We start from the raw sequence: 14,388 nt of genomic DNA, 5'->3' as shown, positions 1-14,388 counted from the left end.
GGGGTAGAACATTCGCTATGTCTGAGACGGAGACCGCACCCGGAGCGCAGGAGTTCATCCCGCCCGATGCCGGCAGCCTGGCCGAGCTGCGCGACGCGGCCGGCGGTTGCCGGGGCTGCGAGCTGTACCGGGACGCCACCCAGACGGTCTTCGGCCGGGGTGACGAGCGGGCCCGGGTGGTCTTCGTCGGCGAGCAGCCCGGCGACATGGAGGACCAGAAGGGACTGCCGTTCGTCGGGCCGGCCGGGCATCTGCTGCGGCGGGCCGTGGACGAGGCCGGCATCGACCCGGCGCAGCTCTACATCACCAACGCGGTCAAGCACTTCCGGTTCGAGATGCGCGGCAAGCGCCGGCTGCACAAGACCCCGGACCGGGTGCACATCGTCGCCTGCCGGCCCTGGCTGGTCGCCGAGTTCGCCCGGCTGCACCCCGAGGTGGTGGTCGTGCTCGGCGCGACGGCGGCCAAGGCGCTGCTCGGCCCCTCGTTCCGGGTCACCCAGTCCCGGGGCGTACTCCTGCCCTGGCCGGAGTCGGCGCAGCGACCGCAGGACTTCGCCAAGGTGCCGGTCGGGCCGACCGGTGAGCGGGAGACGGTCGCGCCGACCCGGCTGGTTGCCACCATCCACCCCTCCGCGGTGCTCCGCGCCGACGACCGGGACGCCGCGTACGCCGGACTGGTCGACGACCTGTTGGTGGTGGCCGGGGCGCTCGGCTGAGTCCTGAGTCCGACGACCCCGTCCAGCACCTCGACCCCGCGTACGTGACCGGGTGGTGGGGGGCCCCCGCCGGGCCGCCCCCCCCCCCCCCCCCCCCCCCCCCGCCGGGGGGGGGGCCCCCCCCCCCCCCCCCCCCCCCCCCCCCCCCCCCCCCCACCACCGGGACGCGTCAGAGCCGCTGGAGTTGGGTGACCACCATCGCGACGGCGAAGAAGCCGTAGAAGCCGATCGCCACCAGCATGCCGCCGAGCCGCCAGCCGCGCAGCCGGATCGCCGTCGGCAGGTCCCGGATGTTGAGCCGGACCAGCAGGATCGAGTAGAGCAGGGTGACCACCGAGGCCGCGCAGGTGGAGACGATCAGCAGCCCGAGCGGTTGGCTGAAGCCGGCGAGCAGGATGATCGAGCCGAGCACGATCTCGGCCCAGACCACCGCCAGATAGAGCCGGGCCTCGGTCCACCGGGTGGAGGTGGTGAGGTAGTTGCGCCGGAGGAAGTCGCTGGCCACCCGGCCGATCACGTCCAGCAGCCCCATCGCGGCGGCCCAGAGCGAGACCACGGCGATCGCGAAGAACAGCAGCTTGAGCCAGGTGCCGACCTCGGCGGCCAGCACCTCGCCCTCGATCCGCAGGAACGACGGGTCGTTCGTCAGGTCGTCCCGGCCGAAGAGGGTCTCGTAGGCGAGTAGGCACATGATCGTGATGGTCACGAAGCAGACCAGCGCGAAGGTGCAGAAGTGCTCGATGTTGGCCCGCCTCCACCAGGTCGCCCAGCGGGCCAGACTTCCCTCGTCCTGCGGGAAGGCGTACCGGTCCGAGCCGGCGGCCTCTTCCCGGCCGGTGATCGGCGAGAGCAGCCGCGGTACGTGCGCGCCCATCCCGTACCGCTTGTCGCGGATCCAGTTGCTCAGCACCAGGTTGTGCACCCCACCGGCTCCGGCGGCACCGATCGCGCTGAGCAGCATGGTGAAGGTGATCCCGGCCGGGATCTGTCCGAAGCCGACGACCGTCTCCTTCGCGCCCTCGCCCCAGGTACTCAGCGAGATCACGAAGACCACCACCACGGCCAGGAAGAAGAGCGTGAGGGCGACCTTGACCATCTCGACCCGCTCGACGGTCCGGTAGACCACCTTGGAGACCGAGAGCAGTACGCCGATGGCGACCAGCACGCCGACGGTGATCCAGACCGTGTCCCCGCCACCGACCAGGTAGGTGAAGACGGCGGAGCCGCTGGTGGCCCAGCCGGGCCAGACGTACTGGAAGGCTCCGGCGAGGCAGATGAGGATGCCCCAGCCCTTCCACCAGCGGGAGAACCCGGCGACGACGGTCTGCCCGCTGGCCAGCGTGTACCGCTCGATCTCCATGTTGATGACGTACTGGACGGCGAGGGTGGCGATCGCCAGCCAGAGCAGGCCGAGCCCGCCGAGCGCGGTGAGGTACGGCCAGAGGATGAGTTCCCCGGCGGCCATCCCGATGCCGACCGCCACCACGCCGGGGCCGACCATCCGGCGTAGGGGCATCGGTTCGGGCAGTTCGCGGGTGACCGGGTCGTCGGGGGGTGCGGCGCTGTCGGGGGTGGTCGCCTGTCGGCTCATCGAGTACTCCGGGGGTGGTGTGGGGGTGGGGGTGTGGGGGAGGGGACCGTCCCGGTGGGACGGCCGGTGGTGCGGGGACGCCGCGCGGGGGTGACCGCGCGGCACCGGTTCAGGCGGCGGGCCGGGCCCGCCCGGCGAGCAGCAGGTCGAGGTGGCGCAGCATCCGGCCGGTGTCCGGGGTCCGGCCGGTGAACAGTTCGAACGCGGCGGCGGCCTGGAAGACGCACATTCCGGTACCGCCCACCGCCCGCAGGCCGGCCGCCCGGGCGGCGGCGAGCAGTTCGGTCTCTACCGGCATGTAGATGACGTCCAGCACCCACAGGCCGGGGTGCAGCAGTTCGACCGGCAGCGGTATTCCCGGATGCGCCCGCATGCCGACCGGGCTGGTGTTGACCAGCCCGTCGGCGGCGCCGACGGCGGCCGGCAGGTCCGCCGGGCCGGCCACCGCGATCCGCTCGGTGTCGAACCGCAGGCTGAGGGTCTCCGCGAGCAGACCGCGCCGGTCCGGGTCGGGGTCGACCACGGTGAGCTGCTCGACCCCGGCCGCCAACTGGGCGTACGCGCAGGCGGCGCCGGCACCGCCGGCCCCGAGCTGCACGACCCGGCCGGTGGCGGCACCCGGCAACCCGAGCCGGAACGACTCGGTGAACCCGTGGGCGTCGGTGTTGTGGCCGATCCGCCGCCCGTCCCGGAAGACGACCGTGTTGACCGCGCCGATGTCGTCGGCCGGCGGGGCGAGCCGGTCCAGCAACTCGATCACCTGTTGCTTGAACGGATGGGTGATGTTCAGGCCGGCGAACCCGGCCGCCTCGGCGTCGTCCAGCAGCCGGCGCAGCCCGGCCGGGGTCTCCGGCCGGTCGACGTCGAGTAGCGAGTACGACAGGTCGAGGCCGTGGTGCCGGCCCTCGGCCTCGTGCAGTGCCGGCGACAGCGACGCGTCGATGCCCGCTCCGACCAACCCGTAGCGGCAGGTCCGCATGGTGCTCCCGTCCTGGTCCGAGCGCGGTCCCGGGACCGGCGGGTGCCGTCGGCCGGGGTCCGGCGTCAGCTAATGTACGAACTGGTACGTTAGTTATCCGCCTCGGTGCCGGGCCTGTCAAGGGCGCACCGGGGGCACGGCACACTGGTCCGATGGCGGACATCCGGAGGGACGAGGCGATGACTCTGCGGGCGGCACCGGCCGCCGAGGCGGGGCCCGACCGGGCTGCGACCGCTGCTCCTGCGGCTCGGCGGGATGCGACCCCGGCCGTCGAGCGGCGCCGGGACGCGGAACGCACCCGGGCCGACATCATCGACGTCGCCACCGACGAGTTCGCCAACCGGGGCTACAGCGGCGCCCGGGTCGACGAGATCGCGGCCCGGACCCGCACCACCAAACGAATGATCTACTACTACTTCGGCGGCAAGGAGCAGCTCTATCTCGCCGTCCTGGAGCGCGCGTACGGCGAGATCCGGGCTGCCGAGCGGAGCGTCGACGTCGACCACCTGGAGCCGGTGGCCGCGATCCGGCGGCTCGCCGAGGTCACCTTCGACCACCACGAGGCGCATCCGGCCTTCATCAAGCTGGTCGGAGTGGAGAACGCCCAGCAGGCCGAGCACATGACCCACGTCGCCCGGCTGGTCGACCTGAACAGCTCCGCGGTCGACCTGCTGCGCGGCGTACTGGAGCGCGGCCAGCGGGCCGGGACGTTCCGCTCCGACGTGGACGCTCTCGACGTACACATGATGATCAGCGCCTTCTGTTTCTTCCGGGTCGCCAACCGGCACACCTTCGCCGCGCTGTTCGACCGGGACCTCCTCGCCGCCCCCAGCCGCCAGCACTACCGGACCATGCTCGCCGAGATGGTCACCGGCTACCTCCGCCGCCGCTGACCGCGCGTCCTGCGAGCGTCGTCGCCGCCGACCGCACACCCCGGGAGAGGTGCGCAATGACCAGCAGCCGCCGTTCCGCCCCGACTCCGCCGGCCGGCACCGGCCCAGCCCGTACCCTGCGCCGGGCCGTGGCGACCGTCTGCCTCTCCGGCACTCTCGAAGACAAGATCGCCGCCGCCGCGGCGGCCGGCTTCGACGGCATCGAGCTCTTCGAGAACGACCTGGTGGTCTCGGCGTGGCCGCCGGCCGAGGTACGCGCCCGCTGCGCCGACCTGGGGCTCACCATCGAGCTGTACCAGCCGTTCCGGGACTTCGAGGCGGTGCCGGCCGACCTGCTGCGGGCCAACCTGACCCGGGCCGAGCGCAAGTTCGACGTGATGGCCGACCTCGGTGCCGACATCCTGCTGGTCTGCTCGTCGGTGGCACCGGCGGCGGTCGACGACGACGGGCTGGCCGCCGAGCAGCTCCGGTTGCTGGCCGACCGGGCCGCCGCCCGGGGGATCCGCATCGCCTACGAGGCCCTGGCCTGGGGGCGGCACGTCTCCACCTGGGACCACGCCTGGCGGATCGTCGACCGGGCGGACCATCCGGCGCTCGGCGTCTGCCTGGACTCGTTCCACGTGCTGTCCCGGGAGGTCGACCCGGCCGGCATCGCCGAGATCACCCCGGGCAAGATCTTCTTCCTGCAACTGGCCGACGCGCCGCACCTGCGGATGGACGTGTTGCAGTGGAGCCGGCACCACCGGCTCTTCCCGGGGCAGGGCGCCTTCGACCTGGCGGGCTTCGTCCGGCTCGTGCTCTCCGCCGGGTACGCCGGGCCGCTCTCCCTGGAGGTCTTCAACGACGTCTTCCGGCAGTCCGACCCGGCCCGTACCGCCGTCGACGCGATGCGCTCCCTGGTCTACCTGGAGGACGGCCTGCACCCGACCGGGCGATCGGACCGGCAGCCCCGGCGGCTGCCGGTGGCGCCCGGGCTGACCGGGCACGCCTTCACCGAATTCGCCGTCGATGGCCGGTCCGGCCCGCTCCTCCAGGACGTGCTCCGGGGGCTCGGCTTCACGCACACCGGGCAGCACCGCTCCAAGCCGGTCCAGCTCTGGGAACAGGGCGACTGCCGGGTGGTGCTGAACAGCGCGGTGACCCGCCCACAGGCGTCCGGCACCGCCGCGATCAGCGCGTTCGCGTTGACCACCGCGGATCCGCACCGCGGCGTCGACCGGGCCGTGGCGCTGCACGCGCCGGTACTGCCGCGGCGCCGCGGCCCGGCTGAGGCGGAGTTGGCCGCGGTCGCCGCCCCGGACGGCACCTCGGTCTTCCTCGCCGAACCCGACGACGGCTGGCGGGCCGACTTCCTGCCGACCGGGAACGAGGTCGCCGAGGGCGTCGGACTCGTCGCCACCGACCACCTCGGGCTGACCCAGCCCTTCGACCACTTCGACGAGGCGGGCCTCTTCTACCGCTCGGTGCTCGGGCTCACCCGGCTCGGCACCGAGGAGTACGCCGCACCGTTCGGGCTGATGCGGTCCCGGGGTTTCGCCGACCCGGGGCGCGCGGTCCGGCTCGCCCTCACCGTCGCCGTGCTCCGGCGCGGTGACTGGGCGCCGTCGGTGGCCGATCCGCAGCACGTCGCCTTCGGCACCGACGACATCTTCGGCACCGCCGCCGCCCTCGACCGGCTCGGCGCCGCCACGCTGCGGATCTCCGACAACTACTACGCCGACCTGGTCGCCCGGTTCGGCCTCGACGAGGAGACCGCGCAGCGGCTACGCCGGTACGGCGTCCTCTACGACCGCGACCCGCACGGCGGCGAGCTGCTGCACCTCTACACCCCGGTCTACGGCGGCCGGATCTTCTTCGAGGTGCTGCAACGCCGGGGCGGTTACGACGGCTTCGGCGACGCCAACGCGCCGGTGCGGATGGCGGCGCACCGGCACCAGCGACTCACCGAGGTCGCAGCGCCGGCCGGGGATGTGCCCGTCCCGGTCGCCGGGGCAGACTGACCGGCATGGAGCAGCACCTCTACGAGCCCGTGCACGACGAGTTCCGCGAACTGTGCCGGGCGTTCCTGGCCCGTGAGGCGGTCCCGCACCACGACCGGTGGGAGGCGGACGGCATCGTCGACCGGGAGGTCTGGCGCCGGGCCGGTGCCGCCGGGCTGCTCGGGACGGACGTCCCCGAGGAGTACGGCGGCGGCGGCCAGCGCGACTTCCGGTTCAACGCCGTACTCGTCGAGGAGATCGTCGCCAGCGGCTGTTCCGGGCTCGGGTTCGGGCTGCACAACGACGTGGTCGCGCCGTACCTGAGCGAGCTGGCCACCGACGAGCAGCGGGCGCGCTGGCTGCCCGGCTTCTGCGCGGGCGACGTCGTCACCGCGATCGCGATGAGTGAGCCGGGCGCCGGTTCCGACCTGGCCGGGATCCGCACCACCGCCACCCGGGACGGCGACGACTACGTCCTGACCGGACAGAAGACGTTCATCACCAACGGCGAGCTGGCCGACCTGGTCGTGGTGGTGGCGAAGACCACGCCGGAGCGGGGTGCGCACGGGGTGAGCCTGCTGGTGGTCGAGCGCGGCACGCCCGGGTTCACCCGGGGACGCCGGCTGGCCAAGGTCGGGCTGAAGGCCAACGACACCGCCGAACTCTTCTTCGACGAGTGCCGGGTGCCGGCGGCGAACCTGCTCGGTACGGAGAACCAGGGCTTCTACCACCTGATGGCGAACCTGCCCCGGGAACGGCTCGGCATCGCGGTCGCGGCGGTCGCCGCCGCCGAGCGGCTGCTCGCGGTCACCCTCGAGCACGCCCGGTCCCGCCAGGCGTTCGGCAGGCCGATCGGCGCCTTCCAGCACAACCGCTTCCTCCTCGCCGAGCTGGACACCGAGGTCACGATCGCCCGTACCTTCCTCAACCACTGTGTCGCCGAGTTCAACGCGGGCCGGCTCTCCGCGGTGGACGCGGCGAAGGTCAAGTGGTGGACCACCGAGTTGCAGAACCGGGTCGCCGACCGCTGTGTCCAGCTGCACGGCGGCTACGGCTACATGCTGGAGTACCCGGTCGCCCGGGCCTGGCTGGACGGCCGGGTGCAGACCATCTACGGCGGCACCACCGAGATCATGAAGGAGATCATCGGCCGCGACCTGGGGCTCTGACCGGCCGGCGGCTCGCGGCTACGCCGTCGGCGAATCGGGGTTGTACCGGGCCGGGAGGCGTGCTTCGATCCGCGGGTAAGGATGGCCCCGGCCCACCGCTCCTTGCGGTGCCCGGCGCGGGCCTCCCCGCCGGAGGCGGCGGGTCCGAACGGGGACGGGAGCGGCTGCCATGACGGCGGAACTGACCACCGGAGTCGAGGGCCGCCCGGCCGGCGCGGCGCCGGTCGACGTCACCCGGCTCCAGCGGCGCACGTTGCTGCTGCTCTGTCTCACCCAGATCATCGGCGGCACCGGGATGACCATCGGGATGACCGTCGGCGTGCTGCTCGCCGCCCGGCTCGGCGGCACCGCCATCTCCGGCCTCGTGCAGAGCGCCTCGGTGGTCGGCGGCGCGCTGCTCGCCGTACCGGTGAGCCGGATCATGCGTACCGGTGGCCGGCGGCCGGGGCTGATCACCGCGTACCTGGTCGGCGCGGTGGGCGGCGTCCTGATCATCGTGTCGGCGGTCGCGGACTGGGTACCGCTGCTCTTCGTCGGCGCGCTCCTCTTCGGCGGCGGGACGACCGCCGGGCTCCAGGCCCGGTACGCCGCCGTGGACCTGGCCGAGCCGGCCCGCCGGGGCCGGCACCTGTCGATCGCCGTCTGGGCCACCACCATCGGTGCGGTGGCCGCGCCGAACCTCGCCGCGCCGGCCGACCGGGCGCTGACCTGGACCGGGGTACCGGTGCTGGCCGGCCCGTTCGTCTTCAGCGTGCTCGCGTTCGTGCTGGCTGCCGGCGTACTCCTGGTGTTCCTCCGGCCCGATCCGCTGGTGACCGCGCGCCGGCTCGCGGCCGCCGACGCCGCGCCGGTGGCCGGCATCCCCGCTGCCCGGCCGGGGCGGGACGACGGCCTGCGCGGCGCCTTCCGGGTGGTCCGCGACCTGCCGGCGGCCCGGCTCGGCATCTCCGCCGTCGCGATGGGACACCTGGTGATGGTCGGGGTGATGGTGATGACCCCGGTACGCCTCGGCGAGTGGCACTCCGACGCCCACCTGCTGCGGGTGGTCGGCATCGTGCTCAGCCTGCACATCGCCGGGATGTTCGCGCTCTCCCCGCTGGTCGGCTGGCTCACCGACCGGGTCGGCCGGCGGGCGGTGATCCTCGGCGGGCTCGGCCTGCTCCTCGCCGCCTGCGCGGTCGCCGGGACCGCCGGGCACGACACCGTCCGGATCTCGATCGGGCTCACCCTGCTCGGGCTCGGCTGGTCCGGCACGATGGTGGCCGGCTCGACCCTGCTGTCGGAGTCGGTGCCGGCGTCGGTGCGCCCTGCGGTGCAGGGGCTCTCCGACCTGACCATGGGGCTGGCCGGGGCGCTCGCCGGGGCGCTGAGCGGGTTTGTCATCCAGGTTGCCGGCTATCCCGTGCTCAACCTGCTGGCGGCGGTCGCCGTGGTGCCGCTGCTGGCGCTAGCGTTGCGGACGGCGCCGCCGCGGGTGCGGGCCGGGACCTGAGAGACCGGGCGGGACGCCCGTCGCGGAAGGGGATTGGTTCGGTGCGGCTGACAGACTTCTGGGCGCGGCTGGAGCAGACGTTCGGTCCGGCGTACGCCGGCAGCATCGCCGCCGACCAGGTGTTGCCGCAGTTGGGCGGCCGGACCATCCGGCAGGCGCTGGAGGCCGGCGAGGAGACCGTGGTGGTGTGGCGGGCGGTCTGCGCGGCGTACCCGGACCGGGTGCCGGCTCGGCTACGCTGACCGTCGATCGACACGCGTCTCAAAGTGATCGATTAGGCACTTACGGTAGTTTGGCGTGTCGTGTGCCGAGTCGTACACCTGTTCGGCTATTGTCCACAGCAGGGCACCCGTCCACAGGTCGCGGCCAGCCGGCTGTTTTCTGTCGGACCGAGCGCCTAGCGTGTGCGCGTGACGAAAAGCTCAGCGAAGATGCCGGCGAAGGCAGGGGTGGCGACGATGGCGGCAGGACCTGACCGGGAGAAGGCACTCGACCTTGCTCTCGCTCAGATCGACAAGCAGTTCGGCAAGGGCTCGGTGATGCGGCTGGGGGAGCGGCCGGTCATCCAGACCGCTGTGATTCCGACCAGTTCCATCGCGCTCGACGTGGCGCTCGGCGTGGGCGGCCTGCCGCGCGGCCGGGTCGTCGAGATCTACGGCCCGGAGAGCAGCGGTAAGACGACCGTCGCGCTGCACGCGGTGGCCAACGCGCAGAAGGCCGGCGGCATCGCCGCGTTCATCGACGCGGAGCACGCCCTCGACCCGGAGTACGCGAAGGCGCTGGGCGTGGACACCGACGCGATGCTGGTCTCCCAGCCCGACACCGGTGAGCAGGCGCTGGAGATCGCCGACATGCTGATCCGGTCCGGCGCGCTCGACATCATCGTGATCGACTCGGTCGCCGCGCTGGTGCCCCGCGCCGAGATCGAGGGTGAGATGGGCGACAGCCACGTCGGTCTCCAGGCCCGGCTGATGAGCCAGGCGCTGCGGAAGATCACTGGTGTGCTCAGCAACACCGGCACCACGGCGATCTTCATCAACCAGCTCCGCGAGAAGATCGGTGTGATGTTCGGCTCGCCCGAGACGACCACCGGTGGCCGGGCGCTGAAGTTCTACGCCTCGGTCCGGCTCGACGTGCGCCGGATCGAGAGCCTCAAGGACGGCACCGACGTGGTCGGCAACCGGACCCGGGTCAAGGTGGTGAAGAACAAGGTCGCGGCGCCGTTCAAGCAGGCCGAGTTCGACATCATGTACGGCAAGGGCATCTCCCGGGAGGGCTCGCTGATCGACGTCGGCGTGGAGCAGTCGATCATCCGCAAGTCCGGCGCCTGGTACACCTACGACGGTGACCAGCTCGGCCAGGGCAAGGAGAAGGCCCGGGAGTTCCTCCGGGAGAACCCGGACGTCGCGGCCGAGATCGAGAAGAAGATCCTCGAGAAGCTCGGTGTCGGGATGGCGGCCGGGACGGATGCGGCCGGCGGGCCGGAGCTTCCGCCGGTGGACTTCTGACGGTCGACCGGGTCCACATAGACGTGGCAGGACGACGTGGTGCCCGTACGGGCCGGGGGTGGGATGCCGCCCCGTCGGCCCGTACGGGCGGCAGTGGCACCGGCCGGGCGCGCCGGGGCCGGTCCGGTGGTTCGGCCACCCCGTCCGGGCGGTGGCCGACGGCGGGCGGACCGGGCGACGCGGATCCGGACGACGGGTCGGCGACGCCGAGTGCGCCGCGCGACGAGGCGGAGCAGGCTCGGGAGATCTGCCTGCGCCAGCTCGCCGTGCGCCCGCGCACCCGGGCCGAGCTGGCCACCGCACTCGCCCGGCGGGGCATCTCCGCAGAGGTGGCCGCCCAGGTTCTCGACCGCTACGACGAGGTCGGCATCATCGACGACGCCGCCTTCGCCCGGGCCTGGGTGAGCAGCCGTCACCAGGGCCGGGGCCTGGCCCGGCGCGCCCTCGCCAACGAGCTGCGCCAGCGGGGCGTGGACGCCGACATCGCCACCGAGGCGCTCGGCGAGCTCGACGAGTCGACCGAGGCCGAGACCGCCCGGCAACTGGTCGACCGCAAGCTCCGAACCGCCACCGGCTCTCCCGAGGCGGTCTTCCGGCGGCTGGTCGGGATGCTGGCCCGCAAGGGCTACCCGCCCGGGGTGGCGATCCGGGCGGTCAAGGACGCGCTGGCCGAGCGGGATGCCGAGGCGGCCGAGTTCGCCGACCAGATCGACGCGGACGCGCTGGCCGAAGCCGGCGCCGAACCCGATCGCGACGCCCTCTAGGGCCCTCCGAGCTGGACTCCGGAGCCGCCGACGTGCTGAAGGCCTGTCTCAACGGCGGGGTGCGCCGCGACGAGCACCCCGCCGTGCCGGTCGAGCCCGCCGAGCTGGCCGCCGACGCGGCCCGGTGCCGGCGCGCCGGTGCCGTCGCGGTGCACGTACACCCCCGGGACCGGGACGGGCGGGAGTCGCTGGCCGCGCCCGACATCGCGGCGGCGGTCACCGCGATCCGCCGGGCCTGCCCCGGTCTGCCGGTCGGGGTAAGCACCGGTGCCTGGATCGAGCCCGACCCGGCCGCCCGGCTGGCGGCGGTACGCGGCTGGACGGTGCTGCCCGACTTCGCCTCGGTCAACGCGCACGAGCCGGGTGCCGAGCTGCTGGCCGGTGCGCTGCACGAGCGTGGTGTCGGGGTCGAGGCCGGCCTCTGGACGGTCGAGGCGGTGACGGCCTACCAGCGATGGCGGGTGCCCTGCGTACGGGTCCTCGTCGAGTGCCTGCGGCCGGATCCGGCCGAGGCGCTGGCCGATGCCGCCGCGATGCTCGCCGCGCTCCCGGCCGGCGGTCCACCGATACTCCTGCACGGCGAAGGACCGGCGAGCTGGGCGGTACTCGTCGACGCGGTCCGGCGCGGGCTCGCCACCCGGATCGGACTGGAGGACATCCGGACGCTGCCGGACGGCTCGCCCGCGCCCGGCAACCCCGAGTTGGTGGCGGCGGCGGTGACGCTGGGCGCGGGCTGAGTCGCCGAGGCTCTCCGGGCGTTGGGCGGGTGCCCGCGAGGCGAGCTGGGAGCGCTTCCGTTCCGGTTGCCGGCCCGTGTCGTGGTGAGCGTTGGTCGAGTCGGATTCCGGACTCGCCCCCTTATGCCCGCCCTGGAATCAGCTTCCCGTGAGCGTGTCGTCGCCCTACGTCAGGCGCCTGGCCGGATCATGAGTTTCTTGACCGAATGCCCCATCGCGACCTAGCCTCGCCTTAGACGAGTTTTCCCGACCATCGCAGGCTAAGCGCACAACATAGATCGCGTAACAGTACGGCATCACTTCAGGCCAGTTCATCGGCCAGATTATTCGGTTACCGGACGGGCCGGTCGGGTGACCGCGCAGCACCAGCACCCGGTCGTCGGCGGTGTCCCCGGGGGGCACTGCCCGGTGGCCGTACCCTCGGCCAGCCGCCTCGGTCGGGCGTCGTGACAGCCGTAGGGCTCGCCCCACCCACGGGCGTGGCTCTTCCGGCGCTTGACGGCACAGGGGAGGCGGCCATGACCGAGCGGGCCAGGATCGGTAGCGGGTTCAGTCACGCCGGAGTGCCGGCATGAGCGAGCCACGCGAGCGAATCAGCCAGTTCAGTGCGGACGTGCCCCACGCCGGCACGCGGTGCGGCGGAGTGCCGGCATGAGCGGCCTCGAATGGGTCCTGCTGGCCGCCATCGTGGGGCTGGCCGCGCTGGTGCTCGTCGCGATCAGCCTGGGCACCCGGGCGCTGCGCCGGATCGGGACCGTGGCCGCCACGCCGACGCCGGACGATCCGGCCTTCGTCGCCGAGAAGGACCGCCAGGAGCAGTCGCTGGCGGCGTTGCGAACCGCCGCCGACGAGGCGTCGTCGAGCGTCGACACGGCCAAGTCGGCCGCCGCGGCGGCCCGGGCCGACGCCGCCGCCGCGAAGGCCGAGGCGAGCGCCGCCCGCGCCGAGGCGCAGCGGGTGCTGGACGCCGCCCGTGCCGAGGCCGACACGGTACTGGACCGGGCGCACCGGCAGGCCGAGGCGGACGCCGAGCAGGTACGCGCGGCGGCCCGGCGCAGCGGCGAACGGGAGATCTCGCTGCTCGCCTCCACCACCCGGGAGCAGGCGGCCGAGGTGGAACGCCGGGCCCAGCGGATGGACGAGCGGGAGCGGCTGCACACCGAGGAGGTGGAGCGGCTCGCCGAGCGGGAGCGTCAACTCAGCGCGGCGACTGCCGAGCTGGCGGCCCGGAAGGCGGCGCTGGTGGCCAGGGAGACCGCGCTGGCCGAGGCGGAGGAGCGGCAGAAGCGGGAGCTGGAGCGGATCGCCGGGCTGACCGCCGACGCGGCCCGGGCCGAGCTGGTCGAGGCGATCGAGGGCCAGGCGAAGCGGGAGGCGGCGATCCTGGTCCGGGACATCGAGGCCGACGCCCGGAACACCGCCGAGCAGCGGGCCCGGCACATCGTGGTCGACGCGATCCAGCGGGTGGCCAGCGAGCAGACCGCGGAGAGCGTGGTCAGCGTGCTGCACCTGCCCGGTGACGAGATGAAGGGCCGGATCATCGGTCGCGAGGGGCGCAACATCCGGGCCTTCGAGTCGGTCACCGGAGTCAACCTGATCATCGACGACACCCCGGAAGCGGTCCTGCTCTCCTGCTTCGACCCGGTACGCCGGGAGATCGGCCGGCTCACCCTGGAGAAGCTGGTACTCGACGGCCGGATCCACCCGCACCGCATCGAGGAGGTCTTCGAGACCGCCAAGCACGAGGTGGAGCGGCTCTGCCAGCGGGCCGCCGAGGACGCCCTGGTCGAGGTGGGGATCACCGAGATCCACCCGGAGATGGTCAGCCTGCTGGGCCGGCTGCGCTACCGGACGTCGTACGGGCAGAACGTGCTCAAGCACCTGGTCGAGACCGCGCACATCGCCGGGATCATGGCCGCCGAGCTGCGGCTCGACGTGCCACTGATCAAACGGTCGGCATTCCTGCACGACATCGGCAAGGCGCTCACCCACGAGGTGGAGGGGAGCCACGCGCTGATCGGCGCCGACCTGGCCCGCAAGTACGGCGAGACCGAGGAGGTCGTACACGCGATCGAGGCGCATCACAACGAGGTGCAGCCGCAGACCATCGAGGCGGTACTGACCCAGGCCTCCGACGCCTGCTCGGGCGGTCGGCCGGGAGCACGCCGGGAGAGCCTGGAGGCGTACGTCAAGCGGCTGGAGCGGATCGAGGAGATCGCCGCCGGCAAGTCGGGCGTGGAGAAGGTCTTCGCGATGCAGGCGGGCCGGGAGATCCGGGTGATGGTCAAGCCGGACGACGTCGACGAGATCGGCGCGGCGGTGCTGGCCCGGGACGTGGCGAAGCAGATCGAGGAGGAGCTGACCTATCCGGGGCAGATCCGGGTGACCGTGGTACGCGAGTCCCGGGTCACCGAGATCGCCCGCTGACGTCCCCTCGGCCGGGAGCCCTAGCCGCCCGCCCACCCGGACATCCCTGCGCTCCGTACCGCGGAGACGGAAACGCCGGCCACGACCCGAGGTCGTGACCGGCGTCCATGTTGTTACGACCTGCTTCGCACTC

The 14,388-nt window shown here is 73.0% G+C and carries 12 protein-coding genes; 10 read left to right on the top strand and 2 right to left on the bottom strand.

What is annotated here, in order from left to right:
• Window positions 1–17 precede the first annotated feature (17 nt).
• Entirely contained in the window at window positions 18–716 is a 699-nt protein-coding gene (locus V1634_RS07190) for a UdgX family uracil-DNA binding protein (RefSeq protein ID WP_331206951.1), read from the top strand.
• A 169-nt stretch (window positions 717–885) separates the two neighbouring features.
• On the opposite strand, the gene V1634_RS07185 is transcribed toward V1634_RS07190, so the two are convergent.
• Window positions 886–2,307: an Nramp family divalent metal transporter gene (locus V1634_RS07185; protein WP_331206950.1), complete on the bottom strand. Its 1,422-nt coding sequence runs from the start codon at window positions 2,305–2,307 to the stop codon at window positions 886–888.
• Between the two features lie 109 nt (window positions 2,308–2,416).
• A complete protein-coding gene (locus V1634_RS07180) occupies window positions 2,417–3,286 on the bottom strand; it encodes a shikimate dehydrogenase (protein ID WP_331206949.1) in 870 nt (289 codons plus the stop codon).
• A 152-nt stretch (window positions 3,287–3,438) separates the two neighbouring features.
• Between V1634_RS07180 and V1634_RS07175 the strand changes: the two genes are divergently transcribed.
• The 9 genes from V1634_RS07175 (at window position 3,439) to rny (ending at window position 14,255) form a co-directional block, all read left to right on the top strand.
• The gene (locus V1634_RS07175; RefSeq protein WP_331206948.1) at window positions 3,439–4,179 is read left to right on the top strand and encodes a TetR/AcrR family transcriptional regulator; all 741 of its coding nucleotides are present in this window, start codon (window positions 3,439–3,441) and stop codon (window positions 4,177–4,179) included.
• 56 nt (window positions 4,180–4,235) lie between these two features.
• On the top strand, window positions 4,236–6,179 hold the full coding sequence (locus tag V1634_RS07170; RefSeq protein ID WP_331206947.1) for a bifunctional sugar phosphate isomerase/epimerase/4-hydroxyphenylpyruvate dioxygenase family protein: 1,944 nt from the start codon (window positions 4,236–4,238) through the stop codon (window positions 6,177–6,179).
• Between the two features lie 5 nt (window positions 6,180–6,184).
• A complete protein-coding gene (locus tag V1634_RS07165; RefSeq protein WP_331206946.1) occupies window positions 6,185–7,327 on the top strand; it encodes an acyl-CoA dehydrogenase family protein in 1,143 nt (380 codons plus the stop codon).
• Between the two features lie 169 nt (window positions 7,328–7,496).
• Window positions 7,497–8,819, top strand: coding sequence for an MFS transporter (locus tag V1634_RS07160; protein ID WP_331206945.1), 1,323 nt, complete (start codon window positions 7,497–7,499; stop codon window positions 8,817–8,819).
• 41 nt (window positions 8,820–8,860) lie between these two features.
• Entirely contained in the window at window positions 8,861–9,061 is a 201-nt protein-coding gene (locus V1634_RS07155; protein ID WP_107258591.1) for a DUF3046 domain-containing protein, read from the top strand.
• Window positions 9,062–9,277: 216 nt separating this feature from the next.
• A complete protein-coding gene (recA, locus tag V1634_RS07150) occupies window positions 9,278–10,327 on the top strand; it encodes a recombinase RecA (RefSeq protein WP_331207353.1) in 1,050 nt (349 codons plus the stop codon).
• Between the two features lie 23 nt (window positions 10,328–10,350).
• On the top strand, window positions 10,351–11,091 hold the full coding sequence (locus V1634_RS07145; protein WP_331206944.1) for a regulatory protein RecX: 741 nt from the start codon (window positions 10,351–10,353) through the stop codon (window positions 11,089–11,091).
• A 32-nt stretch (window positions 11,092–11,123) separates the two neighbouring features.
• Entirely contained in the window at window positions 11,124–11,828 is a 705-nt protein-coding gene (locus V1634_RS07140) for a 3-keto-5-aminohexanoate cleavage protein (protein ID WP_331206943.1), read from the top strand.
• Between the two features lie 651 nt (window positions 11,829–12,479).
• Entirely contained in the window at window positions 12,480–14,255 is a 1,776-nt protein-coding gene (gene rny / locus V1634_RS07135) for a ribonuclease Y (RefSeq protein WP_331206942.1), read from the top strand.
• The last annotated feature ends 133 nt before the right edge of the window (window positions 14,256–14,388 follow it).

It is taken from the genome of Plantactinospora veratri (assembly GCF_036421995.1).
Classification (GTDB): Bacteria; Actinomycetota; Actinomycetes; order Mycobacteriales; family Micromonosporaceae; genus Plantactinospora; species Plantactinospora veratri.
The sequence above is the reverse complement of the archived record's forward strand: the minus strand, read 5'-3'. Positions and strand labels throughout refer to the sequence as shown.